The sequence below is a fragment of the Nocardia sp. NPDC050630 genome, from assembly GCF_044457245.1.
In the GTDB taxonomy this organism is placed as follows: Bacteria; Actinomycetota; Actinomycetes; order Mycobacteriales; family Mycobacteriaceae; genus Nocardia.
In genome coordinates, this window is sequence record NZ_JBITGN010000019.1 from 74,440 (window position 1) to 100,570 (window position 26,131).

Sequence of the window (26,131 nt, forward strand, 5' to 3'; positions counted from 1 at the left end):
CACCCATGATCACCCGGGGTACTGAAAACCCAGCTCAGAGGTTAAAACTCAAGCTAGGCCCTGTTTAAGAAGTGGTTTGAGGTGACTGCGCTGCTGTGCGGTGCAGTCAGCGTGGGGCGGAAAATGTTGTCGTGATGTCTGGGCACCCTTGGATAGTCCCGCCTACCTCATCGATGTGTGGTGTCGTGGTCGGCGATCCGCAATTGGAGTCGGCGATTGCAGAAGGGAACGGGGATCACAGCAGTCGGACGTTGGCGAGGGGACTGGTGGCGGCGAGAATAGCCACGAGCTGACCAGATTCCGCACGCCCCAGCCACACCGGGTTTTCTCTGCCGCCCGCGGTGGGGAAGGCGATCATGTCCCCACCGGTAGCGTTGTCGTGGACGCAGGTGAAGCCATCGGCGAGACGCTCGATTCCGGAGTCGTCACCATCGTCGAACCAGCAGGCATATTGGTCCGCGAGCGCCTCCCAGGCGGAAGCGTCTGCGAAGCATCCGTCGTCACCGTTGTCGATCAGGTAGCCGACGACATCTTCGGACTGCAGCAGCCGCAGATCGTCATCTGCGCAGAGTGCTAGTTCCCAGGTGACCGCAGGTTCGGGGGCGAGCACCAGCCGGACCGCTCTCGAATCAACATTGGAGCCGCTGCGGCCCTGGTACTCCCAGTCCTCGCGGATCATCGCGGCCTGGACCCGGTAGGTCCCCGCAGGGATCCGCTCAGACAGTTCGCGAACCCGACGGTCGGTGTCGGGGTAGTCCCTATCTACATAGGCCATATCGACGATGAGCCTTCCACTGGGAATGCTCACCTCCCCGACGTCGACCGGATCCACGACGGTGACGATCTCCTCATCGCTGGCCACGTCGCCGATGTATGCGATCCGAGCGCCCGGCTGAAAGAGAGCGCCGAGCTGACCTGGCAACGCGGGATGAGGAGGCTCCCAGGGGCACGAGGCACCAGCGAGCAACGATGACGATCCCTGCCATTGTGCAGGCATGGGCGCTTCCCGGAAGGTCAAAGGGCCGCTGATCTGGCGGGTGGTGCCGCGAAGCAGCAAGGCGTGCTCACCGAATCGCGGTTTGGAGTACCAGATCTGATCGTCTTTCGACCATCCCGGACCGATGGAGGGGCCCGCGTTCCCTTGCGGTGCGAGCCGGTGCTGACCCGGACCCTGGGGGTTAGGGTGGTCTATAAAGTCCTGGCCTGCGCCCCAGGCGAATTCGGGCATGCCCGAGGTGCTGTAGTGCCAGTTCTCCATCCGGCGCATGAACAGCCGGTCCGCCTCGACCAATCGCAGGTCGGCGCCGGCTACCCGACGACCCTGCTCGTCGTAGGCCCAGATACCGAAGTAATGATCGTTCCAAGAGACCAGGTGCACCTCGAGGGGATAACGCCGTTGCAGCGTGCCGTACACCACCACATAAGGCCGACCTTTCCGGTCCCGCTCGCTGGCTGAGGTCTCATTCAGCGGGTAGAGCACTGACCTTGTGGCGAAGTCCCAGCCCATTGCATACGACACCTCGACGATTGCCGTTGCCGGATCTGTCAACGCCTGCTCCCTACCTCTGCAGGATCACTCCCGAGGACGCGATCGTAGCGCTCCTCTATCGGATGGCTTCTCGGTCATGGCGAACCTCGTCGGCGCGCTGGGAAGGGGACTTCGTGCCAGCTGTTCTGACGCGAAAATGCTTGTCGGGCGGGGTGTCGTTGGCCGGGAACGAGCGAGGTCTCCGGTAGACGACCTTGTGATCAGCGTACCGGCAACGAGGCGGGCGGACTTGACCGACGAGCAGTGGGCCGTGATTGCGCCGTTGCTGCCTGTTGGGACGAAGTCCGGTCGCCCGCCGAAGTGGACGAAACGGCAGCTCATCGACGGGATCCGGTGGCGGATTTGGGTCGGGTCGCCGTGGCGTGACGTCCCGGACTGCTACGGGCCGTGGGAGTCGGTGTACGGGCTGTTCCGTCGCTGGCAGCGCGGCGGGGTGTGGGCGGCGATTCTGTCGGCGTTGCAAACCATGGCCGACGCGCAGGGGCGGATCACCTGGGATGTCAGCGTGGACTCGTCGGTGTCGCGGGCGCATCAGCATGCTGCCGGTGCAAGGAAAAGGGGGATCTGCAGACCGAACCGCCCAGCACCGAGGATGATCCCGAACCCGAGGATCACGCGTTGGGTCGTTCGCGGGGCGGATGGACCACCAAGACGCATCTGGCGTGCGAGCAGGGCCGCAAACCCCTATCGGTGGTGATCACCGCCGGTCAGCGTGGCGACAGCCCACAGTTCGAGGTAGTGCTCGCGGAGATCCGGGTGCCGCGTCTCGGTGGAGGTCGGCCGCGGACCCGCCCGAACCGGGTGCTGGCGGACAAAGCGTACAGCTCGCGTGGCAACCGGGCCTACCTGCGGCGGCACGGTATCAAGGCGACCATCCCGATCAAGGCCGACCAAGTGGCCAACCGCCACAACAACGGCTCCACCGGTGGACGGCCTCCGACCTTCGACAAACAGGTCTACAAGCAGCGCCATGCCGTGGAATGCGGCATCAACCTACTCAAACAAAACCGCGCCGTGGCAACCAGGTTCGACAAACTCGCCGTCCGATTCAAGGCGACCGCGCAGATCGCCGCGATCAACATCTGGCTGCGAGCTTCTTAAACAGGTCCTAGGGCCGGGGTTTCACCGGCCCGTCTGTGGCGGGCCTGGCCTGAGTTCGTTGCCCGGGAACCTCCGTGTCTAATTTAATAGAGTGTACACTCAATATAATAACTGGATGCGAGACCGATTCGACCAGCCATTTTCAGGAGAAAAGCATATGAGCACTGACATCGTCCGAGCCGCTATCGTCACCGGGGCTGCCCGTGGCATCGGCGCGGCAACCGCGAAACGGTTGGCTGCCGAAGGATTCGCTGTCGCCGTTCTCGATCTGGACGAATCGGCATGCAAGACCGTGGTTTCCGACATCGAATCGGCCGGTGGTACCGCGCTCGGCGTCGGTGCCGACGTCTCGGATGAGAGCAGTGTCGAATCGGCGGTGAATCGGGTGGCTGCGGAACTGGGCGCGCCGCTGGTGCTGGTGAACAACGCCGGAGTCATCCGCGACAGCATGTTGTTCAAGATGACGGCGAACGATTGGGACACGGTCATGAACGTGCACCTGCGCGGCTCCTTCCTCATGAGCCGAGCCGCACAGAAATACATGACCGAGGCCAAATGGGGTCGGATCATCAACTTGTCCAGCACTTCCGCGCTCGGTAACCGGGGCCAGGCGAACTACTCCGCGGCGAAGGCCGGATTGCAGGGGTTCACCAAGACGCTGGCGATCGAACTTGGCAAGTTCGGCATCACCGCGAACGCGATCGCGCCTGGATTCATCGAAACCGAGATGACTCAGGCAACGGCCGAGCGAATGGGCGTGCCCTTCGAGCAGTTCCGTGACGCTGTGGTGAAAGGTATCGCCGTCGGCCGCTCGGGAAAGCCCGAGGATATCGCGAATACGGTGGCATTCCTGGCGGGTGATGGTGCGGGGTTCCTCTCGGGTCAGACGCTGTATGTGTCCGGCGGTCCGACGGTCTGACCGATCAGGGAATACGAAAGATGAAGGTTTTCAACGGAATCACTGAGTTCCAGCAGGCAGTCGGCACCCATCTGGGCTACGGCGACTGGTATGAAGTCACCCAGAAGCAGGTAGACCTGTTCGCCGACGCGACCGGTGACCACCAGTGGATCCATGTGGATCCGGAGGCGGCCGCGAAAGGCCCCTTCGGTGCGCCCATCGCACACGGTTTCCTCAGTTTGTCGCTGCTGCCTGTGCTCACCGACCAAATCTGGCGCATCGACGGGCTGAAGATGGGAATCAACTACGGGTGCAACAAGGTTCGCTTCCCGTCCGTGGTGAAGGTCGGCGATAGGGTGCGGGCGGGCGCTGAATTGATCGCCACCACGCCGACGTCCGCGGGCACTCAGATCGCGATCAGGGCGACCGCCGAAATCGAGGGCGGCGCCAAACCGGCGTGCGTAGCCGAATGGGTTCTGCTGCTGGTGGATTGACCGTCATGGATTGCCGCGGCGAAGTCGCGAATCATCCGCGGGACATGTCGGCCCTGGCTGGCGACCTTGCGACGGACCTGGTCGAATTCAGTCGAGCAGGTGCCGTCGCGATGGCAGCGAGTCCGCACCGCGAATCGCACGACGGAGCGTTGTGGACAGCCGCGCCTGCCGTTGCGAACAGCCGTCTCAGCATGGTGAATTCAGTAGCCTTCCGGTATAGCGAAGACCGCGGACGCGGGCGCGACCAGATCGCTGGCATCCTCGTGTTGGACGGGCTGATCAGCAACGGGACAAAGCCGTTGACATCTCAGCGGTATCGCGTTGATTACCGGGTACTCACCTCGATCATTGCCTTCGCTGTGGCGATGATCCTTCTCGTTCTCGCCTTCATAACAATGGCCCATGCGGCCGCACCCGCCAGCGATCGGGTCATCGACGAGAAGGTGGGGATCGCTCAGCATCAGCTCGCCGATCTGGCCCTGTGAGACCACGATGACCGACAGCAAGAGCACGCCCCTTCCCCGACGCTTGCGGGCCGATGCCGCGCGCAATCGCCAGCGAATCTTCGAAGCGGCTGACAAACTGCTCGCTCAGTTCGGCGGGAACATAACGCTCGACGATGTCGCCGAGGCGGCGGGAGTGGGTGTGGGCACGGCCTACCGGCATTTCGGCAACAAACACCAGCTCATCACCGAGATCCTCGAGCGGTACCTCAACCGAATCGCCGAGATCGCTGAATCGGCTGCCCAGCATCGGGATCCGTGGCGCGGCTTGGTTCATATGCTGGAGCAAACCTGCGCACTTGTCGCGGGAAATCGGACCTTTACCGCCGCCATGACCGGATCGCAGGAGAGCTCAGCAGTTTTCGACAAATACGCGCCGGTAATCAGTCGCCCGCTCAACGCGCTTCTCGAACGCTTACGAGCCGACGAACTGGTACGTCCCGAGATAGCAGTGTGCGATATCTTCACTGTCCTCTCGATGTTGCAGAGCGTGGCGATCTTCACCCAGACAGTGGACCCCGACCAGTGGCGGCGATACCTGACGCTGCTGCTCAACGGAATTCGATCGGATCGCGAGCCCTGTCTGCCGCTTCGGCCATCGGCGCTGAGCGTCGAACAGATCAGGCAGGCACGGACGACTCGGTGACGAATCGTCGACGCTGATCGGCGCCCCTGAACAAGATTGTGTCGTCACCGCGCGGAGGTTGGAAGCGCGGTGACGGCACGACGCGCCACCGAAGGCGTGGCGGTGACGCGGGATTCAGGGGTTCTCAGAGCGCCTTGAGTTCTTCGGTGACCGCACCGACCGACTTCTTGGCGTCGCTGAAGAGCATGCTGGTGTGGTCGGCGTAGAACAGCGGGTTATCGATTCCGGCGAAACCACTGTTCATGGAACGCTTGAGCACGATCACGCTCTTGGCCTGGTCCACGTTCAAGACGGGCATGCCGTAGATCGGGGACGAGGAGTCCTCGCGGGCGGCGGGGTTGGTTACGTCGTTGGCGCCGATCACCAGAGCCACATCGGTGCGGGAGAATTCGCCGTTGATGTCGTCCATTTCCTTGAGCGCGTCATAGGACACTTCGGCTTCGGCGAGCAGCACGTTCATGTGGCCGGGCATACGACCGGCGACGGGGTGGATGGCGTATTTGACCTCGACGCCCTTGGCCTCCAACAACGACGCCATTTCCTTGACCGCGTGCTGGGCTTGGGCCACGGCCATACCGTAGCCGGGGACCACGATGACCTGATTGGCGTATGCCATCTGGATCGCGGCATCCGCGGCCGAGGTGGCCTTGGCCTGCTTCTGCTCACCACCCGAGGCACCGGGAGCGGTTCCGCCGCCACCGAAGCCACCGGCGACGATGGCGGGGATGGAGCGGTTCATGGCCTTGGCCATCAGGTTGGTCAGGATGGTGCCGGACGCGCCGACGATCATGCCCGCCACAATCATCGCGGTGTTGTCCAGCGCCAAACCCGCCGCTGCGGCACTCAATCCGGTAAGGGCGTTGAGCAGGGAGATGACCACGGGCATGTCCGCGCCACCGATCGGCAGCACCACCATCAAACCCAGGACCGCTGCAAGGAGCAGAAGCCCGATCATCCACCACATCGAGGCACCGTCGTCGGTTGCTCCGATACCGATGACAACCGCAGAAGTGATAGCGCCGGCCAGGAGCAGAATGTTGAGCGGCTGTTGTAGCCGACCCAGGCCGATCGGGCGTCCAGGCAGGATCTCCTGCAGCTTGCCGAACGCGATGAGCGAGCCCCAGAACGAAACAGAACCGACGAGAGCCGCGAACAGAGACGCGATCACGATGTGCGCGGTCGGCGACTCACTGTTGTCGAACCGTGTGAACCCTTTCGTTTCCAGGAATTCCGTCCACGCGATGAGTGCGACGGTGCCGCCGCCCACGCCGTTGAAGGCGGCTACAAGCTGCGGCATGGCCGTCATCTTGGTGAATTTTGCGGGCGGAACACCCAGGGCCACACCGACGACAAGGCCCGCGATGATAATGATCCAGTTGGAGGTGTCGCGGATGGAGATGAAGGTCGCCGCCACCGCGATGATCATGCCTATCGCGGCGATCCAGTTGCCGCGCACCGCGGTCTTTGGGCCGGTCAGGCCCATTAGGCGGTAGATGAACAGCGCGAAGGCCAGGATGTAGAGAACGTTGACCAGGTTGTCCATGATGCTACTCGCCTGCTTTCACAGTGGTCTTCTCTTGCGCGGCAGGTTTTTTCGCCTTGAACATGCCCAGCATGCGATCGGTGACGACGAAACCGCCGATGACGTTCAGCGTGCCGAACACGACCGCGACGAAGAGGATGATCTGGATGAGGAGCGAGGGCCGTTCGATCTTGCCGAACACCACCAGCGCGCCCAGCACCACGATGCCGTGAATGGCGTTAGTGCCCGACATCAGCGGCGTGTGCAGGGTGTTGGGGACCTTCGAGATCACCGCGAAGCCCACGAACCCGGACAGCACCAGGATCGCGATGTTCGCGAGAAGGTGGGTATAGATCATGCTTTCACCTCGGAGTTCGGTTCCGCCTCGCGCGTGACGCAGGAGTCGGCCAGCACCTGATCGGAGAAATCGGGCCGCAGCGCACCGTCTTTCAGCATGAGTTCGAGCAGGGCGGCGATGTTCTTGGAGTACAGCTCCGAGGCGTGCTCTGGCATGGTGGCCGGTAGGTTCAGCGGCGAAGCGATGGTGACGCCGTGGCGCACAACGGTTTTGCTCGGCTCGGTGAGCTCGCAGTTGCCGCCGGTCTCGTCGGCGATATCCACGATGACCGAGCCGGGTTTCATGCCTTCGACGGCGGCGGCGGTGACTAGGCGCGGCGCGGGGCGGCCGGGCACCAGCGCGGTAGTGATGACCACGTCGAAGCCCTTGATGGCGTTCTCGAGCACCTGCTGCTGCTGTGCGCGTTCCGCCTCGGTGAACTCGCGGGCGTACCTGCCCACACCGGCGGCATCGATGCCCAGGTCCAGCCACTGCGCACCCACGGAGCGCACCTGGTCGGCGACCTCGGGTCGGACGTCGTAGCCGGTGGTGCGACCACCAAGACGCTTGGCGGTGGCCAGGGCCTGCAGACCGGCCACGCCGACGCCGAGCACCAGCACGGTCGCGGGCTTCACAGTGCCGGCGGCGGTGGTAAGCATCGGGAAGAAGCGGGTGGATTCGGACGCAGCCAACAGTACGGCCTTGTAGCCGGCAACATTGGCCTGCGAGGACAGCGCGTCCATGACTTGAGCGCGGGAAATTCGCGGAATCGCTTCCACCGCAAAGGCTCTCACGCCCGCCGAGCGCAGAGCTCCGATCTTGTTGTCCGGGTCGCGTGGCGAGAGAAAGCCGATCAATGTCTGCGCGACCCGCGTCTTGCGAACCTCGGCGTCGTTGGGTGGCGCGACCTTCACCACCACGTCCGCGCCCCAGGGACCACCGATCGTGGCGCCTGCTTCCACATACGCCGCATCCGGAATCGAGGCCCCGAGCCCGGCACTGGATTCGACGATCACATCGACACCCTGCCGCACCAGGCTCGGAATGAGCTTGGGCACCAAGGCAACCCGACGCTCTCCGACATCGGTCTCCCGGACAACGCCGACACGGGTCCGGATGGGGAGGCCCGCGTCGGCACTCTGCGCTGTCTCCACTGGTCAAAGTCCCTTACTCGTCGTCGCGGCACTATTATAGTGAGTGACAACTCTATTAATATGGCATGTTGCCCGCCCCTGTGCGACCAGACGAGGAGGAGCGATTCAGTGGACGTACACAGCGCCCGAGTCAGGCACGACTTCCGCAGACGATCCGCCCTCGCGGCGGCAAGCGAGGTTTTCGTCGCATATGGTTACCGCGCCGCCACGATGGACAAGATCGCTCATCGGGCGGGATGCAGCAAACCGATCCTGTATCAATACTTTCCGACCAAGCTCGACCTGTACTTATTGGTCTTGCAGGATCAACTGGACTCGCTGACCGAAAGCATGTGGCAAGCGCTGCGCGCGACCGATGACAATCGAGGGCGCGTCTATGCCGCGATCGCGGCGTACTTCGATTTCATCGACCGCGATACCCCGTACTTCCGGCTCGTCTTCGACTCCTATGGCGCTGGGGAGCCCTCGGTTCAATGGCGTATAGGCCGCGCGACCGATGCGTGTATCGACGCCATCGCGCATCTTGTCGCCCGCGACTCGGGACTCGATGTGCAACGGGCTCGTCTGTTCGCCGTTGGACTGATCGGTGCCAGCCAATTCGCGGCGCAGTACTGGCTCGAAACCGGCCGAACTGCCCCGAAGGCCGAGGCCATCGAAGCGGTGGTCGCGCTGTGCTGGAGCGGTCTGTCCCGGGTGCTGATCGGCGACGGATCGCCCGCAGTCGTCGCCTGAGGTGATCCGGTCGTCGCTATCAGCTACGGCTCTGTCAGAACGCCGCCTCGTCCAATTGCATGACATCGGTGTCCAGCGACGCGAGGACGGCGCGAGTCGAAGTAAGTGTGGGCAGGACGTTTCTGGCGAAGAACGATGCCGCCATAATCTTGCCGTGATAGAAAGCGTCCTTCTCGGCCTCGCCGGACAGGGCTTCCAGCGCCACCGCGGCTCGTTCGAGGAGCCGCCAGCCGATCAGCAGATCCCCGGCCGCGTACAGCAGCGGGACCGAGCCCAGGCCGACCTTGTAAATCTGTTCGGCATCGGCATCGGCGGCGGCGCTCTGGTATCCGGTAAGGGTTTCCACCATCGCCCGAACATCATCGAGAGCCGCTGCCAGCAGTCGCCTTTCGACGACGAGGCGGCCGTCGCGATCGCCGCTGGCAAGGAATCCAGTGATCAGGCCGAAGACATAGTCTAGTGCGCGCCCGCCGTCCCGGACGATCTTGCGGAAGAAGAAGTCCTGCGCCTGGATCGCGGTGGTGCCCTCGTACAGGGTGTCGATCATCGTGTCGCGGATGTACTGCTCCAGCGGGTAGTCCTGCAGGAATCCCGAGCCGCCGAGGACCTGCAAACTCAGTTTCAGGGTGTCGTAGGCGCGTTCGGAACCGACACCCTTCACGATCGGCAGCAGGAAATCGTTGACCCGGGCCGCCAACTCCGCATCCGCGCCCGAAACATGCTGCGCCAGTTCCGGAACCTTGCCCTGGTGGGCGGCGGTGAACAGGTACAGCGACCGCAGCCCCTCGGCATAGGCCTTCTGCGTCAGCAGGGAACGGCGCATTTCGGGATGGGAGATGATGGTCACGCGCGGTGCGGTCTTGTCGGCGAGCCGGGTGAGGTCCGCGCCCTGGACGCGCTGCTTCGCGTAGTCGAGAGCATTGAGGTAGCCGGTGGACAGCGTACCGGCGGCCTTGTTGCCGACCATCATGCGCGCGCCTTCGATGATGTTGAACATCTGCGCGATGCCGTCGTGCACCCCGCCGACCAGCCAGCCGACCGCGGGCACGTCGGTGCCGCCGAAGGTGAGCTCGCAGGTCGGCGAGGACTTGATGCCCATCTTGTGCTCGACGCCGGTGACGAAAACGCCGTTGCGCGCACCCAATTCCAGTGTCTGCGTGTCGAAATGGTATTTCGGGACGTAGAAGAGACTGAGGCCCTTGGTTCCCGGCCCTGCGCCGACAGGGCGCGCCAGCACCAGATGGAAGACGTTCTCCGCGAGATCACCCACGTCGGCGCTCGAGATGAATCGCTTCACGCCCTCGATGTGCCAGGTGTCATCCTCCTGCGGGATCGCCCTGGTCCGGCCGGCGCCGACGTCGGACCCGGCATCGGGCTCGGTGAGCACCATGGTGCCCGCCCATCCGCGCTCCAGACCCGCTGCGGCCCAATGCTTTTGCTGCGGCGTGCCGACTTCGAACAGCACCTCCGCCATCTGCGCGCCCATCTCGAAGAACTTCGCCGACGAATTCGCGGCACACAGCATTTCCCGCGCGGCCCAGACCAGAGGCATCGGTGCCGGGACGCCACCGAGCTCCTCCGGGAGACCCAGCCGCCACCAACCGGCCTCCTGGAGCGCCAGCACCGTCTTGCGCAGCGGATCGGGCACTCGTACTTCGTGGTTTACGGCATCGAAGATCACCGGCTCGCGATCGGCCTGGACGAACGATTCCGCAACCGGTCCCTCAGCCAGCCGAGCCACCTCGTCGAGGATGTTGTGCGCGGTCTCGGAGTCGAGGTCACCGTAGTGCCCGCCGTCGAGAAAGTCATCGATTCCGAGGACCTCGAACAGGTCGAACTTGATGTCTCGGACGTTGCTCTTGTAGTGGCTCATGAGTTGTTCTTTCGAGTGGTTGGTTTCAGTCGGCCCAGACCAGGTCGATACGTGTGGCGGAGGTTGGCGGCGGTGTCGGAATACCGCCCGGGGTACGCGAGAACCGCGGCGCGGGCGCATGCTGCACAACACCCTCGAGCTCGATCAGGCTGCTGCGGGCGGTGATGTGAGAGTTCTGCTCGGCTTCGGTCCACGACAGCACTGGGGTGCAGCAGGCATCTGTGCCGTCGAACACTGCCGTCCACTCGTCTTGGGTCTTGGTCTTGAATTTGTCCGCGAACAGCTTTCGGAGATACTCCTGGCTGTCCGGATCGTTCTGTTCCGGCAGATACTCCGGGTCGAATTCGAGCCCCGCGAGCAGCTGCGCGTAGAACTGTGGCTCGATGGCGCCGACCGCCATGTACTTGCCGTCGGCGGTCTCGTATGTGTCGTAGAAGGCCATGCCGGTGTCGAGCAGGTTGCTGCCGCGTTCGTCGGACCATGCACCCATGCCGCGCATGCCCCAGATGATGTGCGAGAGGGCGAGGGCGCCGTCGATCATGGCGGCGTCGATGACCTGGCCCTTGCCGGAGGTCTGGCGTTCGACCAAGGCGGCGAGGATGCCGAAGACCAGGAACATGGAGCCGCCGCCGAAGTCGCCGACCATGTTCAGCGGCGGGACGGGGCGTTCACCCTTGCGGCCGATGGCGTTCAGCACGCCCGTGAGCGAGATGTAGTTGATGTCGTGGCCGGCGCGGTCGGCGAGCGGGCCGGACTGGCCCCAGCCGGTCATGCGGCCGTAGATCAGGCGCGGATTGCGTTCCAGCGCGGTGTCGGGACCTAGGCCCATGCGCTCGGTGACGCCGGGGCGGAAGCCTTCGAGCAGCACATCGGCCTTCGCGATGAGGCCGAGCACCTTCTCGATATCCGCCGGATCCTTGAGGTTCGCCTCGACAATGGTGCGCCCGCGCCACTGCGGGCGTTCCATGGAGCCGGGCATCTGATTCGGCCGCTGCACCCGCACCACATCCGCGCCGAGATCGGCGAGCAACAGTGCCGCATGCGGACCCGGTCCGATTCCGGCCAGTTCGACAACCCGGATGCCCGCGAGCGGGCCCTGCTTGTCGGTGGATGGAGTGCTCACGCCCTACCTCTGTTTGTTGTGCGGACTCACTATGTAGTGGGCACTCAATATAACTTAGGAGAGTTGCTGTTGGCGAATACGCTGCCGTCAGCGGCTGTGGATGCGGATTCTCCGCCAACTCGAAAGGGAATCGGTGGAGCAGCTTCGATGTGTAGACACCCGCACATCGAAGCCGCGCGGTGTCAGGCGCCGACACGCGTTCGATGATCGTGACGTTGGCGATGCTGCCGCCTTCACACATGGTTTGGAGTCCGTAGCGACCGTCGGTGCGTTCGAGTTCGTGCAGGAGTGTGATCATCAACCGGGCACCGGAGGCGCCGAGGTGATGGCCGAGAGCGATGGCGCCGCCGTTGACGTTGAGCGTGTCGGATCGGCGGGACGTGTTTGTGGCAAACCCTGGGGACGCTGGCGAAGGCCTCGTTGACCTCGTAGAGGTCGATGTCGGAGATCGTCATGCGGGGGCCACGTTGTAAGGCGTGCTGGGTGGCGGGTAGGGGAGCGGTGAGGATGTTGACCGGGTCGTCGCCGAGCACCGACAGGCCGGGGGATGCGCGCGCGAGGGGTCAGGCCGTGGGTCTTGACGGCATCCTCCGAGGCGATCAAGACGGCGGAGGCACCGTCGGAGATCTGGCTGGAAACCGCTGCGGTGATTACTCCGTCCGGACACAGGGTCTCGAGGCGGGGCCATGTTCTCCATAGTGATGTCCGGCGGTGGCCCCTCGTCTCGTGCTTCTCCCGCGAGCGGGGTGATCTCCCGCTCGATGTTGCGCGGTGGCTGCCCGTTGATGGCTGGTGAGGGCGAACTCCTCCATATCGAGTCGGGTGAAGCCCCAGTCCGCGGCGATGCGTTCGGCGTCGGCGAACTCTTCGGTGCTCGCCGCCGCCGCTGTCTGCGTACCGGATGTCGTGATCATGGCTTCTCCACCGTGTCGACCGTCCTAGGCGTCAGATGCTTCTTCAGGAATGCGACTTGGTCGGTGGCGTTCGGTGTCAGCCACGGCTCGACGTAGACGTCGAAATGGCCTGCCGGATAACGGCGTACCTCGGCACAGCTGCCGATGCGGCGCGCTACGCGTTCGATGGAGGCCGGTGGAGCCACCGCGTCGTGCTCACCTATCTGCAGCAATACGGGGCACCGCAGTCGGCCGACCTTGGTGGTCGCACGATTGAGTGGAATCGCGAGTAGTTCCCGGGCGGCGAACTCGTTGCGCCACGTGGGCCCGGCGAAGGCCAGCATCCCTGAGACGGCATCGGGGGAGTTCATCGCCGCGACGCTGCCGGGCGGTCCGACGATCGGTACCAACAGCGGCGGTCGGCCTGTCAGGGCTCTCGCGACGTCACGCAGTGCCGCGAGGTTGACTTTCAGCAGGAACCCGAGGCCGTTCGACTTGATGGCGCCGACCAGTGACACCAGGCCGTCGACGGCGGCCACTTGCGCCACTACCGCGGCGATCCGCGGATCGTCAGCCGCGACGGCAAGGGCGTGACCGCCCCCGTACGAGGATCCCCACGCGGCGATCCGATCGGGGTCGACGCCGTCGAGGCCACGCGCGAACCCGATGGCCGCAGCGTAGTCGCGGCGGTGACGGCGGAAGGAGACCAGCTGGCGCGGAGCGCCCGCCGAGTCACCGAAACCGCGGTAGTCGAATACAAGGGTATCGATTCCGGCGTCGGCAAATGTCCGAGCGAATGGTAATAGACCACTGTCGCGTGTTCCTCCGAATCCATGTGCCATCACGACGCAGGGGCGTCCCTTGCCGATGTCCAGATCCGAGTTCGCGCCCGGCAAATGCCAAGCGGTACAACGCTGTCCATCGCTGATGAACTCGACTTCGTTCATCTGCACACATTCCTTTCTGAGCCGAGCCGGCCACCGCCCGGATCTGGTCGCCAACCGAAAGGCCACGGCTTTTAGGGCCTTTCGGGTCCGCGCCCTCAGATCGCGGGCGGACGGCAGGTCTCAGCTGTTTACGGCGACGGCCTGCTGCGCCGTCTGAGCAGAGACGATGGAGGTGAACCCCGGGAAATCTGATGCGGCCTCGTCTTGAAGTCGGTCGAAGTACGTTCCCGCACCACCGAAATAGGCCAGAATGCCGCGCGGCTTCCCAGGAATGTTTGCGCCGAGGAACCAGGAATTCGCCGTCGCGGCGTTGGCCAGCACCGTGCCTTCGAGTATCTCTCCCGCATGACGGACCCAGGCGTCGACGGCCTCGGGGGTCGGTTCCATGGCGGCCGCGCCATTTCGCTGCATGTGAGCAATTGCGGCGGTGACGAATTCGACCTGCCCCTCGACCATGGTCGGGCCGTTGGCGAAGGGGCCCAACGGACCAGCCACGGTGAACAGGTTCGGGAACCCATCGACCGCCAATCCCAGATAGGTTCCGGGTACCGTCTCCCACGCTTCGCTCAGACGCCGTCCATCGCGGCCGCGGATATCGACACCCTGTGCAGGCCCGGTGACAGCATCGAATCCCGTTGCGAAGATGATGATATCGGCCTCGTACTTGTCCGTAGCAGTGCGCAGACCGGTGGGCAGAATCTCCGTGATCGGGTTTTCGCTCACATCGACAAGCGAGACATTTTCGCGGTTGTAGGCCTCGTAGTAGTTGTGCCCGCACGGGGGTCGCTTGGCCGCCAACGGGTACTTCGGGCACAGCAATTCCGCGGTAGCGGGGTCTTTGACGATTGCGCGGATCTTGTTTCGAATGAACTCCGACGCGATCTCATTGGCTTTGCCGTCGAGCCACAGATCATTGAACGTGTTGAACAGGAAGCGGAATCCGCCCACCTCCCAGGCTCGTTCGAGGACCCGCTGCTGATCTTCCCGGCTGAGGTCACCCGCGGCTTGCTCGCACACCGGCAGATCCATGGCGTAGAACTGGCGGCGTGCACGCTCCCAAATATTGTCGTAATCGGCTTTGATCGCGACCCGCTCGGCCTCGTCCAGCGGCCGGTTTCGCGCTGGCAGCACGTAATTCGGTGTCCGCTGGAACACGGTGACCTGCGCGGCGGACAGGGCTACCACCGGGACGACCTGGACACCGGAGGCGCCTGTTCCTACGACGGCGACCCGCTTGCCGGTGAAATCGATATCGTGCTTGGGCCAATATGCACTCTGGTACCACTGCCCGGTGAAGGAATCCAGCCCCGGGAGATCGGGCAGATACGGCTTGGAGAGTGGACCTGCTGCCGAAACCAGGTACCGGCAGGTGAACGATTGCCCGTCGTCGGTCCGCACCACCCAGACATTGGCGGACTCATCCCAGGTCGCCCCCACGAGCCGGGTCTGGAATCGGATGTGCTTGCGCAGATCCAGCCGGTCGGTGACGAACTGGAAGTACCGTGACATCTCCTCTTGGGTTGGGTACCGCTGCGACCAATCCCATTCGGCAAGTACCTCTTTGGAGAATGAATAGCAGTAGTACCAAGCCTCGCTGTCGGTCCGTGCTCCCGGATACCGATTCCAATACCAGACGCCACCGACATCCGTACCGGCTTCGAGCAGAACTGTCGTCAATCCCATTTGCCTCAGATCATGCAAAGCCCGCAGACCGCCAAAACCTGCCCCAATTACCACCGCGTCGAACTCAACTGAGTCGCTCATCACATCTCCTTTCGCGACGTCCGACGACGCTACGCGTGATCGGCGTCACTTCAGAAGTGCTCTGTGCACACAAAGCGACCCGTTGGGTGTGTGGCTGCACACCTTCGACAGAGGGTTCCCTCCTAACGCCACCCGCCTGACCAATGAACCAGCTCCAGTGCCATCCCGACGCTCAGGCGTCGCCCCGACAATGGTTGCGGCAGAAGTCGTTGCGCACGCTCCAATCGGTTCAACACCGTGTTGCGATGTGTGTACAGTCGCGCGGCGGTGCGCGCGGTATTACCGTCCTCCTGCAGGTAGACCCGCAGGGTTTCGCGCAGATCGGCGCCCGCGTGCGCGAGTTCACCCAAAGTGTCGGAAACGAACTGCGCGGCAGCCTCCTCGTCCTGGGATGCCAGTACCGCAATCCGCACGTCGTCGTAGGTGGTGAACCGTTCTCTCCCCTTGTTTCGCTCGGCAACTCGGCGGGTAGCGACCGCCTCCCGATGGGTCCGGCGGAATCCGGTCATGCTCGCTCTACTCGACCCGACGGCCGCCAGCACTCCGGTTGGGGCCTGTTCCATCGCCTCCCTGAGCTGGTGTATATCGAGCCGGTGGTCGCTGGACAGCCACACCCACGTCGTGGTCGCGGTGGCCGGAAGAATCAGCGGCTGCCGAAGGTTCGCTCCAAGTGCGACGAGGCGGGCGATCTTCTCGAGCAGACCTTGCTCATAATCCGCAGAGTCGGACCACAACACCATCCCGGTGTGCCAGCCCGATAGGTCATATCCCAGACGTTCGCGCGCCACGGCTTCTCGAATCGGCGCGCCGTCGATAATCAGCGTGACCATTTCCAGGCGACGGGTGAGCACTCCACCGATCAAATCGTCGCGCTCCTGCTCGATCTGGCGGTTGATCGAAACGAGCGCGGCGTCGACCCATTCATTGATGGCACGCAAACCGAAGTCGGCGACAAGAGCGACTTCTTTCGGCGGCACCGTCTCCGATGCGGCCAGTAGCCAGCGTCGGCATCCCACGTTCTCAGCGCACCGGTAGCCGGTCAGGAGCTGTTGAAACTCAACCCCGTGTCTGATCAAGTCACGCGCGACGTCGAGGGCTGCGGGTGGCACATCGACGGGTACCGGATGGCCGGGTCGGCTGCGCTCGGCTTCGACCCAGCGCAAGGTCATCGCCCGAACGCTCGCGCGCACGCTCTCTTCGAGCGCGGCGTCATGAGCCAGTGCGGGTGCCGCGGTGATGGCCGCTGCCGTCATCTCGTCGACGAGCCCGTCCAGATCCGCCACGAAACGCGTTACCGTTGCGGTGATCAACGCCAACAGATGCGCGGACGGTGGCTCCCATCTCAGCGTCGAGGTGGACATCAGTTCACACTATCGCGATCGTGCCGCAACTCGGCTTCCGAATACCGCACCGACCGCTACTACGAGGATAGGAACCAGTACATACGGACTGGTGTGCACAACCACCAGCTTGGTGGCCCGCTGCCACAGCTTCTTGACGCTGAAAATGCTTGCGGCACCGACGGCTTCGAAGTCATGGCAGTGAATGCCGTGTTCAGCCGCCGATCGACGTGCCCGCTACTTCGAGATCGGCGACAAGACGATCAACGAGTGTCCGAGCTTCCTCCGCGGTCGAGGCCGTTGCGTAGACGTAGTGGTCGGGCCGCACGATGGCGACCGCGCTGCCGAGCTCTGCGAGCCATGAGGTGAGAACGTTGTCGATCTCCACAAAAGCGCGCGGATCGTCGGGAAGGGCTGACCCCGCCGGGTGGATACGGAGTACCTGGCCATCGAGTCGTGTGAGTGAGGTGCGCAGCACTTCGACGTCCGATTCGCTCATCGGCGGTGTCACGATCAACCGGAACCCGCGTCCCGCGGCGTCGTCGAGCAGTACGGGGCCGTCGGGCCCCGCCACAAAAGGCTGCGGCAGGATCTGGCCGGCGCCGGGGGTGTGAAGGGCCACCAGCCCATCGGTGAGTGGCGGCAGGAACGTGGAGCGATATGTGACGGGGACATCTGAGTCGTGGGGGCCCCGCAGGGCAGCGTCGCGTGCCCGGGCGGCTGCTTCGTCCCGTTCACAGATCAAGCGTCCGAGCTCGATCGTGCGCCCGGTGGTGCTCATGACGTGCGGCCGCCGCTCGGATTCATAGCTGTCCAACACATGATCTCCGGTCCTGGGATCACCAATCGCCTGCCGTAGTTTCCAGGCGAGGTTCTGTGCGTCGCGCATGCCCTGCGCCATGCCCTGAGCCATGAAGGGCGGGGTCATATGCGCGGCATCGCCCGCGAGGAAGATCCTGCCGTGGCGCCAGGTGTCGGCGACGAGGCCGTGGAACATATAAGCGGCCGAGCGCCAGATTTCGGCTTCTCCCGGCTTGATCCAGCGCTCCACGAAACGCCACACATCGGCATCCGCAACCGGTCCGGTGGGAAGTTCACCCGGCTCGAGCATGATCTCCCACCGGCGGTGGCGACCGGCCAGCACGACGAACGTCGCCGGTCGTACCGGTTCGCAATACTGCACCTGGGTATCAGGCAGGTGTGCCAATGCCTCATCGCCCACGAGGGCATCCACGACGAGGAAGTTCTCGTGGAACCCGAGGTCGGTCAACGTGATCCCGAGAGTGCGCCGGACGAAACTCGACCCGCCGTCACAGCCGACCAGATACCGTCCGGTGATTCGCTCCACGGTGTCGGTTCCGGCGCGGCACACGTCGACCCATGCGATGTCGTCGTCCTGGCCGATATCGGTGACGGCGCACTCCAGTGACACGTCGACCGACGGGAGTGTCGCGACCCGCTCACGGAGCAGAGTTTCGAAGGCGGGCTGATCGAATGCGAACATCGGGTCCCAGCCCAGGCGGTACGGGGGTGGCGGTGAAGCGAGCCTCTTGATCACCTGGCCATCGACACCCCGATACTGGCTGGCACGGTAGGGCACGACGTGGGGTGCCAGAGCCCGGGAAACCCGGAGCTCTTGCGCGATGCGCATGACTTCGTGATCCATACCGGCCGCCCTGGGCAACGGATACAGTCCGGGCAACTTGTCGAAGACCGCGGCGGTGACGCCGTTCTGGCCCAACAACCCCGCGAGAGCGACACCGGTGGGCCCCATGCCCACGATCAGCACATCGGCGTCGATTTTCCTGTCAGTCGGCATCGCGCCCACCGAACTTCTGCTGCCACGCCTCCACCGTCATGAAGGTGGGATCCGCACTACAGACCTTCTCGGTCTCGGCCCAGATCTCGTCATCGCTGCGGCTGAGGTCGAGGGGATCGCCGTGAGGTTGGGAGATGTACCAGGGAGTATCGAGGTAGACCTCTACGGTGTTGCCCTCGATATCGGAGAAGTAGATGGACAATGCGTTGCCGTGATTGAGACCTCGAAGGTTGGCAGCACCGGCTGTTTCAGCCCGCGTCCATGCCTCACGAAGGGCACCGAGGTCGTTCACCTTGAACGACAGCTGCATGACGGTGCTCGGGGCCTCCGGGTCACGCCCGGATGCCAAAGCCAGCTGATGGTGCTGCGACGGATTCCCGGACAGGAACGCGATGGTGAACGGCATCGTGCGGCCCTCGCCGCGGTCGGTCTGCACCATGTCGAACACCGACGTGTAGAACATCACCATCGCGTCGAGATCGCGGCAGAAAACCCCGAAGTGGGACAAGACGGGCCGAAATGACGACTCGGACGTGGACATTGCGGAAGCTCCTCGAAGGACGAATGCTCGGTGGGGTCAGCGTTGGCCGTCGTGGACCGCGATGTCGTGCTGTGCCAGCCCTCCCAGTCGCGAGTGGATGCGGCCACCATCGGCCATGACGAGCGCGAAGACGATCTCGTCCGGGCGCGGTGCGTCTTGCACGCCGATCTCCATCACGTTGAAGTGGCTTCGCACGTAGGCCGCCTGGACGTGGTGCAGGGGGACCATGAGACGGTATCCGGTAGCGGCGACCACTTTGGTGGACGGGACGATGGCTTTGGGACCACCGAGGGTCTCGCGCATCGCCCAGCCACCGGCCTCGTGCCAGACCGCGCCGTGCTCGAGCTCGCCGTTTACGCCCACGATGCTCGCCTTACCGTAGGCCTCGATCTCGTCCCTGCCACCCAGTGTTTCAACAAGGTCTTCCGCGAGCGAGACTCCGAGTGGGCGCAGCGCTGCCATGAACCCGGTGAGATCTTCCACGTATCGGCCGGCGAAGGGGTTCGCCACGACAGCGGCGGCCGCCGCCAGCCTGATCGGACGCTCCGGCGGCGGGCCGAACTCGTGGAAGATCGTATCCATTGTCAGCGTCCGCTTACGAACTCGGACGAGGTCACCGTCTACCCGGCTACTCATGACTGTGCCTCGACGAGATTGCGCAGCGTCCCGATTCCTTCGATCTCGACCTCGACCACATCGCCGGGCTTCATATAACGCGGTGGTTTGCGGCTGAAGCCGACGCCGGAGGGGGTGCCGGTGGCGATGACGTCGCCCGGCGTGAGCGTGAAGATCGTCGACGCGTAGTTGATGAGCTGCGGAATCGAGAAGATCATCTGTCCGGTGTCACCGGATTGCATGACCTCACCGTTCAACCGGGTCTCGACCTCGAGCTTCCGTCCGGCTTCGATCTCGTCTGTCGTCACCATCCAGGGACCGAAGCCGCCCGTGGATTCGAAGTTCTTGCCGGCCGCGATCTGCTTGGCGTGGAACTGAAACTCCCGCACCGACGCGTCGTTGTAGCAGCTGTATCCAGCTACATGCTCCCACGCGGCATCCACCGGGATGTCGCGGCCACCGCGGCCGATGATGACCGCCAGCTCACCCTCCCAGTCCAGGGTCTCCGAGGCGCGGGGGCGGATGATCGCGGCCTGGTGGGCCACTTGGGAACGCCATACGCGCAGGAAGACCGGCGGATAATCGGACAATTCCCGTTTCAGTCCGGCGGCGATCGCCTCGTGGTGGTGATCCATGTAGTTGCGGACCGAGCACACGATCTTCTCCGGTCGTGGAATCACGGGCAGAAAAGTGACCTGGTCGAGCGGCAGTGGGTGCCCTTTCTCGAGCAGTGCCTCGCGCTCAGCGAAACCCGCGCTGGCGATGAAGGCCGCCAACGTGGACGAGCCGCTCGCCTCGGACAGATCGACGACATCGTCGCCGACCACAGCGCCGAAGGACTCGCGGCCTGCGTGGCGGAAGGACATGAGCTTCATCAGTACACCTCATCGTCAGGAAGGTCGGGGCGGGTGGGACTCAACCTAGCCAGTTTTCATGCACAAAACAAGACTTACTGCATTTTTTAGCCACCATTGGGACGGCCTGAACGCCGGAGGCGCCTGTTCCTACGACGGCGACCCGCTTGCCCCCGATGCTCACCATCGATCACTGGGCTGGACGGGATCGAGGACTGCGACCTTGCCAGTGCGCACCAGTGTGTGATTCTGTGCTTAATATCTTGTTGCTGGATGAACATAGATTTTGTGCACGAAAATGGAGACATGATGGCAAAGACTCGCGGCACCGCGCCTCTGACCCTCTTCGCGGTCGATACCCTGATCGACCCGCAGGACGCCGCTATTCGCGATACGGTGCGCAAGTTCGTCACCGACCGCATCCGACCGCGGATCGAGGATTGGTACGAGGCGGGCGAAATCCCCGCGCGCGAGCTGGCACGGGAACTCGGCGAGCTGGGCGTGCTCGGAATGCATCTCGACGGATACGGTTGCGCCGGGACCTCGGCAACGGCATACGGCCTCGCATGCATGGAACTCGAAGCCGTCGACTCCGGGCTCCGATCCTTGGTCAGCGTCCAAGGATCGCTGGCCATGTTCGCCATCTGGAAACACGGCTCGGAGGAACAGAAACAGCAGTGGCTACCTCGAATGGCGACGGGTGAGGCAATCGGATGTTTCGGTCTGACCGAGCCCGACGCCGGTTCCAATCCGGCGGGCATGCGCACCCGGGCCGTGCGCGATGGGGATGATTGGATCCTCAACGGCACCAAGATGTGGATCACCAACGGCTCCGTGGCCGATGTCGCGGTGGTCTGGGCGCAGACCGACGAAGGCATCTGCGGATTCGTCGTCCCAACCGATACGCCGGGATTCTCGGCACCACCCATCCGCCGGAAGTTGTCGTTGCGGGCGTCGGTAACCAGCGAATTGGTTCTCGACGGAGTCCGACTTCCGCAGTCGGCGATTCTGCCGGTGGTTCGTGGGCTATCGGGTCCGCTGTCGTGCCTGAACGAGGCTCGCTTCGGGATAGTCTTCGGCGCTCTCGGGGCTGCGCGCGACTGCTTGGAGGCTACGATCGCGTACGCGCAGGAGCGCGAGATCTTCGACAAGCCGCTGGCCGCTTTCCAACTGACGCAGGCAAAACTCGCGGATATGAGTCTGGAACTCGGCAAAGGAATGCTGCTGGCACTCCACACCGGGCGGCTGAAGGATCAAGGTGCCCTGGAGCCCCACCAGATCAGTCTGGGCAAACTCAACAACGTGCGCGAAGCACTCGCGATCGCTCGCGAGTGCCGCACGGTCCTGGGCGCCGCCGGCATCACCCTCGACTATCCGGTCCTGCGCCACGCCAACAATCTGGAGTCCGTCCTCACCTACGAAGGCACCTCGGAGGTGCACCAGCTCGTGCTCGGTCGGGCCCTCACCGGTCAGTCCGCTTTCCGGGCGGGCGTGTGATGGACAACGACCGCATGATCGGTGGGCCGCTGTCCGGAGTCCTGGTTGCCGACTTCAGCCGGGTCCTGGCGGGACCGCTGACCACAATGTGGCTGGCCGACCTCGGCGCCACCGTGGTGAAGGTCGAACGCACCGGCCACGGAGACGAGACCCGTCAGTGGGGGCCGCCCTGGGCCGGTGAGACCAGCACGTACTTCACCGCCGCGAACCGGTCGAAACTCAGCATCGCACTCGATCTCGGTGACGCCGACGATCGCGCACTCGCCGACGAACTCGCACGCCGGTCCGATGTTCTCGTCGAGAATTTCCGAACCGGCGTCATGGCCGGATTCGGACTCGACTATTCCACCGTCTCCCGGAAGAACCCCGGAGTCGTCTACGCCTCGGTGACGGGCTTCGGCAGTGCTGGCGGCAAGGACCTGCCGGGCTACGACTTCGTCGTCCAGGCCGTAGGCGGATTGATGAGCATCACCGGTGAGATCGACGGTGCACCCAGCAAGGTCGGCGTCGCGTTGGTCGATGTACTCGCGGCGAAGGACGCGGCGATCGGAATCCTCGCGGCGCTGCGGGAACGCGACCGCACCGGCCACGGTCAGCACGTGGAGGTCAACCTCCTGTCCAGTCTTCTGGGATCGCTTGCCAACCAGGCGAGCAGCTTCCTGGGCACCGGGAATTCCCCGTCGCGAATGGGCAACGAGCACCCGTCGATCGCGCCTTACGAGACCTTGCGCTGCAAGAGCGGACTGCTGGCGGTCGCGTGTGGCAACGACGCGCAGTTCCGGAAGCTGACCGAACTACTGGATATCGGTGAATCCGGTTCGGACCCACGATTCGCGACCAACTCCGATCGGATCGCCAACCGGACAGCCCTCGTCGCGCTGCTCGAAAAACAATTGTCGGCCGAGGACGCAGCCGTATGGGAGGAGCGATTGCTCCGGATCGGTGTGCCTGCCGGGCAGGTCGGCACCGTGGAATCAGGCTTCGCGCGCGCCGCCGCCCTCGGGCTGACGCCGCTCGTGGACCTGCCCGCACCGCATCCACCTCAGGTAGCTCACCCCATCCGGTACTCGCGCAGCGAGGTCCGCCGCCCGACCCCACCCCCCGATCTCGGAGCCGACAGCAGCACGATCCGGCAATGGCTGACCTCGGGAGCCTCCGTGGATCACTTGACTCGGAACCCGGAGGACGCGAAGCAATGACCTATGCCAACTTCATCGACAGCCACTGGCTGATGGGCCCGACCCACTCACTTGATGTCAATCCCTCCGATCACGACGACGTCGTCGGTGAATTCACCCGTGCCAGTGCCGACCAAGCCGAACAGGCAGTGGCGGCCGCAGCCGCCGCACAACCTGGTTGGGCGGCGCTACCCGGTGCCCGCCGCGGTGCGGTGCTGGACCGGGCGGGCGATGAAATCGCCGCGCGCGCAGAAGAACTGGCCGACACGCTCGCCCGGGAAGAAGGAAAGACGCTCTCCGAAGCCCTGGCCGAAGTGCGCCGTGCCAGCCAGATCTTCAAGTTCCACGCGGGCGAAGCGGTCCGCAACCCAGGCGAGTTCCTCCCCTCTGTCCGTCCCGGCGTGGAGATACTCGTCGGCCGGGAACCGGTGGGTGTGGTCACCGTCATCACGCCATGGAACTTTCCGATCGCCATCCCCGCCTGGAAGATCGCCCCGGCGCTGGCCCATGGCAACGCCGTCGTGTTCAAACCGGCGGACCTTGTGCCGGCATCGGCGTGGCACCTCGTGGATATCCTGTCGCGCGCCGGGGTGCCTTCGGGCGTGCTGAACCTGGTCATGGGACAGGGACGCGAGATCGGCGACATCCTGACCGGTGATCCCCGTGTCAACGCGGTCTCGTTCACCGGATCCACAGCCGTCGGCGAACACGTTCGCGCATCGGCGCAGGCCCATGGTGCACGTGTCCAGCTGGAAATGGGCGGCAAGAACCCACTGGTGATCCTCGCCGATGCCGATATCGATGCTGCGGTCGCGGGCGCCCTCGATGGCGCATTCGGGTCGACCGGGCAACGCTGCACGGCGTCCTCACGATTGATCGTGGACGAGACGATCCACGACCGGTTCGTCGACCGGCTGCGCGAGGCAATGGCCGGGCTGATAGTCGGTGATGCCCGTCATGCCGACACCACGATGGGCCCGGTGGTTGACGAAGCCCAACTCGCACAGGACCAGCACTACCTCTCGGTCGCCACCTCGGAAGGGGCGACGCTCGTCGGCGGTGAACTGCTCGATAGACCGACCAACGGCAACTTCATGGCACCGGCACTGCTGCTCGATACCGACAACGCGCACACCATCAATCGGGAAGAAGTCTTCGGACCCGTGGCCTCCGTCATTCGAGTCGACGGCCTCGAGGAAGCCATCGCGGTCGCCAATGACACCGACTTCGGTTTGACGGCGGGCATTTACACCGCTTCGCTCGCCGCATCGACTCGGTTCAGGCGTGCGTCCACCGCGGGAATGGTCATGGTCAACCTGCCAACCGCCGGTGTCGACTATCACGTTCCGTTCGGCGGCCGAGGCGGGTCCTCCTTCGGACCCCGCGAACAGGGAAGGGACGCTCGTGACTTCTACACCCTCACCAAAACCTGCTACGTCTTCGGGCAGTGACGAGATGGCCTACGGCAAGGAAGCGCAACCATGACCGATGCACTGAACCTGGCGCTGTTGCTGCTACGCCTCGCGCTGGCGTTCCTGTTCTTCGCCCACGCGACGCAGAAACTCCTGGGCTGCTTCTCCGGTGGTGGTCTCGGCGCGGCAGCGACAGCGTTCGAGAAGCTGGGACAGCGACCCGGCAAGCTGATGGCGATCGTGGCAGCGGTCGCCGAATCGACGAGCGCGGCACTGCTCGCAGCCGGGTTCGCCACGCCCGCGGGCGCCGCGATCGGCGCGGGAACCATGCTGGTCGCCGGAAGCTCGCTCACGCATAGGTCGAAAACCTTCTGGAATGCGACAGGTGGTGGCGAGTACCCGTTCGTCCTCGCCGCGCTCTCGATCCTCGTGGCCTTCAGCGGCCCGGGCGCGTGGTCGCTGGACGCCGCGACAGGAATGCCGTGGAACGACACCGAACGGTGGGGAATCCTGACCGGAACCGGTGTACTCGTGCTGGCGGCTGCGGCGTCCCTGCCACTGCTTATCGCGACCCGCCGACAGGAAGTACGGCGAAGGTAGCGACCGGCCCTACGTTGTCCGGCACCGTCACAAGCCCAGCTTGGGCATCAGCGCCGCGATGTCCTGCTGGGTACGGGTGATATGACCGGCGAGCAACGCGGTCGCTTCGGCTCGGTTGCGCTCGATCGTCGCCTCGAGGATGGCCTCGTGCTCACCCGACTTGGAGCGCGGCTGAGTGCGGTGTGCCGCCGAGAAACGCCGGTACCTTTCCGCCTGGTCGAACAGATTCGAGCAGGTCTGCAGCAACCGCGGCGAGGTGGTCGCGGAAAGCAAGGTCATATGAAAGGCCTTGTGCAACTGCGTCCATTCACCGTCCAGCACCGTGGGACCATCCGGCAATCGCTCTTCGACCTTCTGCAGCCGATAGAACGCCGCCACTGCCCGCGCTTCCCACTCGTCTTCGCCTACGGCGATGGATTCTTCGAGCGCCTGGATGTCGAGAATCAGGCGCAGACGAGTGATGTCGCTGAAATCGTCGACAGTCATCGGCGCCACCCGGAATCCACGACGCTCGTCCGCGACTACCAGCCCCTCATAGGTCAGCCGGTTCAAAGCCTCACGTAACGGACTGCTGGAGCAGCCGTACACGTCTCGCAGGTGATCCACCTTGAGCTTGTCACCCGGACGATGAACGTTGGACAACAAGTCTTGCCTCAGCCGGGCAACGGTCTGCTCGACGAGGGGCGGAGGCGCAGTCGCCGTACTCATGCGGTGATTCTATGCATAATTTCATCTTTTC

23 protein-coding genes and 2 pseudogenes are annotated in these 26,131 nt (G+C 64.0%); 10 read left to right on the plus strand and 15 right to left on the minus strand.

The genetic code is table 11. From position 1 onward, the window contains the following. Positions 1-235: 235 nt before the first annotated feature. Entirely contained in the window at positions 236-1,549 is a 1,314-nt protein-coding gene (locus ACIBG0_RS33660; protein WP_397038164.1) for a DUF4241 domain-containing protein, read from the minus strand. A 136-nt stretch (positions 1,550-1,685) separates the two neighbouring features. Here ACIBG0_RS33660 and ACIBG0_RS33665 point away from each other — a divergent pair. The 5 genes and pseudogenes from ACIBG0_RS33665 to ACIBG0_RS33685 all read left to right on the plus strand — a co-directional run bounded on the left by ACIBG0_RS33665 (position 1,686) and on the right by ACIBG0_RS33685 (position 5,191). Next, a pseudogene (locus tag ACIBG0_RS33665) lies at positions 1,686-2,650 on the plus strand (IS5 family transposase). Between the two features lie 157 nt (positions 2,651-2,807). Then, positions 2,808-3,569, plus strand: a complete 762-nt coding sequence (fabG, locus tag ACIBG0_RS33670) for a 3-oxoacyl-ACP reductase FabG (protein ID WP_397038166.1) — start codon at positions 2,808-2,810, stop codon at positions 3,567-3,569. Between the two features lie 20 nt (positions 3,570-3,589). Then, a complete protein-coding gene (locus ACIBG0_RS33675; RefSeq protein WP_397038167.1) occupies positions 3,590-4,042 on the plus strand; it encodes a MaoC family dehydratase in 453 nt (150 codons plus the stop codon). Between the two features lie 191 nt (positions 4,043-4,233). Continuing rightward, the gene (locus tag ACIBG0_RS33680) at positions 4,234-4,527 is read left to right on the plus strand and encodes a hypothetical protein (RefSeq protein ID WP_397038169.1); all 294 of its coding nucleotides are present in this window, start codon (positions 4,234-4,236) and stop codon (positions 4,525-4,527) included. A 7-nt stretch (positions 4,528-4,534) separates the two neighbouring features. Next, the gene (locus tag ACIBG0_RS33685) at positions 4,535-5,191 is read left to right on the plus strand and encodes a TetR/AcrR family transcriptional regulator (RefSeq protein WP_397038171.1); all 657 of its coding nucleotides are present in this window, start codon (positions 4,535-4,537) and stop codon (positions 5,189-5,191) included. 124 nt (positions 5,192-5,315) lie between these two features. Here ACIBG0_RS33685 and ACIBG0_RS33690 read toward each other — a convergent pair whose 3' ends face one another. From ACIBG0_RS33690 to ACIBG0_RS33700, 3 genes are read right to left on the minus strand one after another with little or no spacing between them, the layout of a single operon-like run. Next, positions 5,316-6,734 carry an NAD(P)(+) transhydrogenase (Re/Si-specific) subunit beta gene (locus ACIBG0_RS33690; protein WP_397038173.1) on the minus strand — a complete coding sequence of 473 codons (1,419 nt, stop codon included), beginning with the start codon at positions 6,732-6,734 and terminating at the stop codon, positions 5,316-5,318. A 4-nt stretch (positions 6,735-6,738) separates the two neighbouring features. After that, complete coding sequence (locus ACIBG0_RS33695; protein WP_397038291.1) at positions 6,739-7,068, minus strand: NAD(P) transhydrogenase subunit alpha; 330 nt, start codon at positions 7,066-7,068, stop codon at positions 6,739-6,741. Beyond that, on the minus strand, positions 7,068-8,204 hold the full coding sequence (locus ACIBG0_RS33700; RefSeq protein ID WP_397038175.1) for an NAD(P) transhydrogenase subunit alpha: 1,137 nt from the start codon (positions 8,202-8,204) through the stop codon (positions 7,068-7,070). Before ACIBG0_RS33700 ends, ACIBG0_RS33695 begins: the two co-directional genes overlap by 1 nt. 108 nt (positions 8,205-8,312) lie before the next feature. Here ACIBG0_RS33700 and ACIBG0_RS33705 point away from each other — a divergent pair, with 108 nt between their 5' ends. After that, complete coding sequence (locus ACIBG0_RS33705; RefSeq protein WP_397038177.1) at positions 8,313-8,936, plus strand: TetR/AcrR family transcriptional regulator; 624 nt, start codon at positions 8,313-8,315, stop codon at positions 8,934-8,936. A 34-nt stretch (positions 8,937-8,970) separates the two neighbouring features. On the opposite strand, the gene ACIBG0_RS33710 is transcribed toward ACIBG0_RS33705, so the two are convergent. From ACIBG0_RS33710 to ACIBG0_RS33755, 10 genes and pseudogenes are all read right to left on the minus strand, one after another. Further along, positions 8,971-10,809 (minus strand): acyl-CoA dehydrogenase, encoded by a 1,839-nt coding sequence (locus tag ACIBG0_RS33710; RefSeq protein WP_397038179.1) that lies wholly within the window; start codon positions 10,807-10,809, stop codon positions 8,971-8,973. A gap of 25 nt (positions 10,810-10,834) precedes the next feature. Then, positions 10,835-11,932 carry a CaiB/BaiF CoA transferase family protein gene (locus ACIBG0_RS33715; RefSeq protein ID WP_397038181.1) on the minus strand — a complete coding sequence of 366 codons (1,098 nt, stop codon included), beginning with the start codon at positions 11,930-11,932 and terminating at the stop codon, positions 10,835-10,837. Positions 11,933-12,125: 193 nt separating this feature from the next. Then, a pseudogene (locus ACIBG0_RS33720) lies at positions 12,126-12,798 on the minus strand (acetyl-CoA C-acetyltransferase); the annotation flags it as partial. A gap of 44 nt (positions 12,799-12,842) precedes the next feature. Then, entirely contained in the window at positions 12,843-13,772 is a 930-nt protein-coding gene (locus ACIBG0_RS33725; RefSeq protein WP_397038183.1) for an alpha/beta hydrolase, read from the minus strand. A 120-nt stretch (positions 13,773-13,892) separates the two neighbouring features. Further along, positions 13,893-15,536, minus strand: a complete 1,644-nt coding sequence (locus ACIBG0_RS33730; RefSeq protein WP_397038185.1) for a flavin-containing monooxygenase — start codon at positions 15,534-15,536, stop codon at positions 13,893-13,895. A gap of 122 nt (positions 15,537-15,658) precedes the next feature. Beyond that, positions 15,659-16,897, minus strand: a complete 1,239-nt coding sequence (locus ACIBG0_RS33735) for a PucR family transcriptional regulator (protein WP_397038187.1) — start codon at positions 16,895-16,897, stop codon at positions 15,659-15,661. A gap of 193 nt (positions 16,898-17,090) precedes the next feature. Continuing rightward, complete coding sequence (locus ACIBG0_RS33740) at positions 17,091-18,695, minus strand: bifunctional 3-(3-hydroxy-phenyl)propionate/3-hydroxycinnamic acid hydroxylase (protein ID WP_397038189.1); 1,605 nt, start codon at positions 18,693-18,695, stop codon at positions 17,091-17,093. Next, complete coding sequence (locus tag ACIBG0_RS33745) at positions 18,685-19,236, minus strand: VOC family protein (protein WP_397038191.1); 552 nt, start codon at positions 19,234-19,236, stop codon at positions 18,685-18,687. The genes ACIBG0_RS33740 and ACIBG0_RS33745 overlap by 11 nt, the downstream gene beginning before the upstream one ends. Before the next feature lie 36 nt (positions 19,237-19,272). Continuing rightward, positions 19,273-19,872, minus strand: coding sequence for an amino acid synthesis family protein (locus ACIBG0_RS33750; protein ID WP_397038193.1), 600 nt, complete (start codon positions 19,870-19,872; stop codon positions 19,273-19,275). Continuing rightward, positions 19,869-20,726, minus strand: a complete 858-nt coding sequence (locus tag ACIBG0_RS33755) for a fumarylacetoacetate hydrolase family protein (protein ID WP_397038194.1) — start codon at positions 20,724-20,726, stop codon at positions 19,869-19,871. The genes ACIBG0_RS33750 and ACIBG0_RS33755 overlap by 4 nt, the downstream gene beginning before the upstream one ends. Before the next feature lie 285 nt (positions 20,727-21,011). On the opposite strand from ACIBG0_RS33755, the gene ACIBG0_RS33760 reads away from it, so the two are divergent. Genes ACIBG0_RS33760 through ACIBG0_RS33775 form a run of 4 tightly spaced genes read left to right on the plus strand, consistent with a single transcriptional unit; the run spans position 21,012 to position 25,392 of the window. Continuing rightward, positions 21,012-22,202 (plus strand): acyl-CoA dehydrogenase family protein, encoded by a 1,191-nt coding sequence (locus tag ACIBG0_RS33760; RefSeq protein ID WP_397038196.1) that lies wholly within the window; start codon positions 21,012-21,014, stop codon positions 22,200-22,202. Next, positions 22,202-23,401: a CaiB/BaiF CoA transferase family protein gene (locus tag ACIBG0_RS33765; RefSeq protein WP_397038198.1), complete on the plus strand. Its 1,200-nt coding sequence runs from the start codon at positions 22,202-22,204 to the stop codon at positions 23,399-23,401. Before ACIBG0_RS33760 ends, ACIBG0_RS33765 begins: the two co-directional genes overlap by 1 nt. Next, positions 23,398-24,831, plus strand: a complete 1,434-nt coding sequence (locus tag ACIBG0_RS33770) for an aldehyde dehydrogenase family protein (RefSeq protein WP_397038200.1) — start codon at positions 23,398-23,400, stop codon at positions 24,829-24,831. Before ACIBG0_RS33765 ends, ACIBG0_RS33770 begins: the two co-directional genes overlap by 4 nt. A 30-nt stretch (positions 24,832-24,861) precedes the next feature. Then, complete coding sequence (locus ACIBG0_RS33775) at positions 24,862-25,392, plus strand: DoxX family protein (RefSeq protein WP_397038202.1); 531 nt, start codon at positions 24,862-24,864, stop codon at positions 25,390-25,392. Positions 25,393-25,419: 27 nt separating this feature from the next. On the opposite strand, the gene ACIBG0_RS33780 is transcribed toward ACIBG0_RS33775, so the two are convergent. After that, on the minus strand, positions 25,420-26,100 hold the full coding sequence (locus ACIBG0_RS33780; RefSeq protein ID WP_397038204.1) for a GntR family transcriptional regulator: 681 nt from the start codon (positions 26,098-26,100) through the stop codon (positions 25,420-25,422). Between the last annotated feature and the right edge of the window lie 31 nt (positions 26,101-26,131).

What these genes read in the sequence shown, in the direction of transcription:
- fabG (WP_397038166.1), top strand. Translation starts at nt 2,808, where the DNA reads ATGAGCACTGACATCGTCCGAGCCGCTATCGTCACCGGGGCTGCCCGT.
- ACIBG0_RS33675 (WP_397038167.1), top strand. Translation starts at nt 3,590, where the DNA reads ATGAAGGTTTTCAACGGAATCACTGAGTTCCAGCAGGCAGTCGGCACC.
- ACIBG0_RS33680 (WP_397038169.1), top strand. Translation starts at nt 4,234, where the DNA reads ATGGTGAATTCAGTAGCCTTCCGGTATAGCGAAGACCGCGGACGCGGG.
- ACIBG0_RS33685 (WP_397038171.1), top strand. Translation starts at nt 4,535, where the DNA reads ATGACCGACAGCAAGAGCACGCCCCTTCCCCGACGCTTGCGGGCCGAT.
- ACIBG0_RS33690 (WP_397038173.1), bottom strand. Translation starts at nt 6,734, where the DNA reads ATGGACAACCTGGTCAACGTTCTCTACATCCTGGCCTTCGCGCTGTTC.
- ACIBG0_RS33710 (WP_397038179.1), bottom strand. Translation starts at nt 10,809, where the DNA reads ATGAGCCACTACAAGAGCAACGTCCGAGACATCAAGTTCGACCTGTTC.
- ACIBG0_RS33725 (WP_397038183.1), bottom strand. Translation starts at nt 13,772, where the DNA reads ATGAACGAAGTCGAGTTCATCAGCGATGGACAGCGTTGTACCGCTTGG.
- ACIBG0_RS33730 (WP_397038185.1), bottom strand. Translation starts at nt 15,536, where the DNA reads ATGAGCGACTCAGTTGAGTTCGACGCGGTGGTAATTGGGGCAGGTTTT.
- ACIBG0_RS33735 (WP_397038187.1), bottom strand. Translation starts at nt 16,897, where the DNA reads ATGTCCACCTCGACGCTGAGATGGGAGCCACCGTCCGCGCATCTGTTG.
- ACIBG0_RS33740 (WP_397038189.1), bottom strand. Translation starts at nt 18,695, where the DNA reads ATGCCGACTGACAGGAAAATCGACGCCGATGTGCTGATCGTGGGCATG.
- ACIBG0_RS33745 (WP_397038191.1), bottom strand. Translation starts at nt 19,236, where the DNA reads ATGTCCACGTCCGAGTCGTCATTTCGGCCCGTCTTGTCCCACTTCGGG.
- ACIBG0_RS33750 (WP_397038193.1), bottom strand. Translation starts at nt 19,872, where the DNA reads ATGAGTAGCCGGGTAGACGGTGACCTCGTCCGAGTTCGTAAGCGGACG.
- ACIBG0_RS33755 (WP_397038194.1), bottom strand. Translation starts at nt 20,726, where the DNA reads ATGAAGCTCATGTCCTTCCGCCACGCAGGCCGCGAGTCCTTCGGCGCT.
- ACIBG0_RS33760 (WP_397038196.1), top strand. Translation starts at nt 21,012, where the DNA reads ATGATGGCAAAGACTCGCGGCACCGCGCCTCTGACCCTCTTCGCGGTC.
- ACIBG0_RS33765 (WP_397038198.1), top strand. Translation starts at nt 22,202, where the DNA reads ATGGACAACGACCGCATGATCGGTGGGCCGCTGTCCGGAGTCCTGGTT.
- ACIBG0_RS33770 (WP_397038200.1), top strand. Translation starts at nt 23,398, where the DNA reads ATGACCTATGCCAACTTCATCGACAGCCACTGGCTGATGGGCCCGACC.
- ACIBG0_RS33775 (WP_397038202.1), top strand. Translation starts at nt 24,862, where the DNA reads ATGACCGATGCACTGAACCTGGCGCTGTTGCTGCTACGCCTCGCGCTG.
- ACIBG0_RS33780 (WP_397038204.1), bottom strand. Translation starts at nt 26,100, where the DNA reads ATGAGTACGGCGACTGCGCCTCCGCCCCTCGTCGAGCAGACCGTTGCC.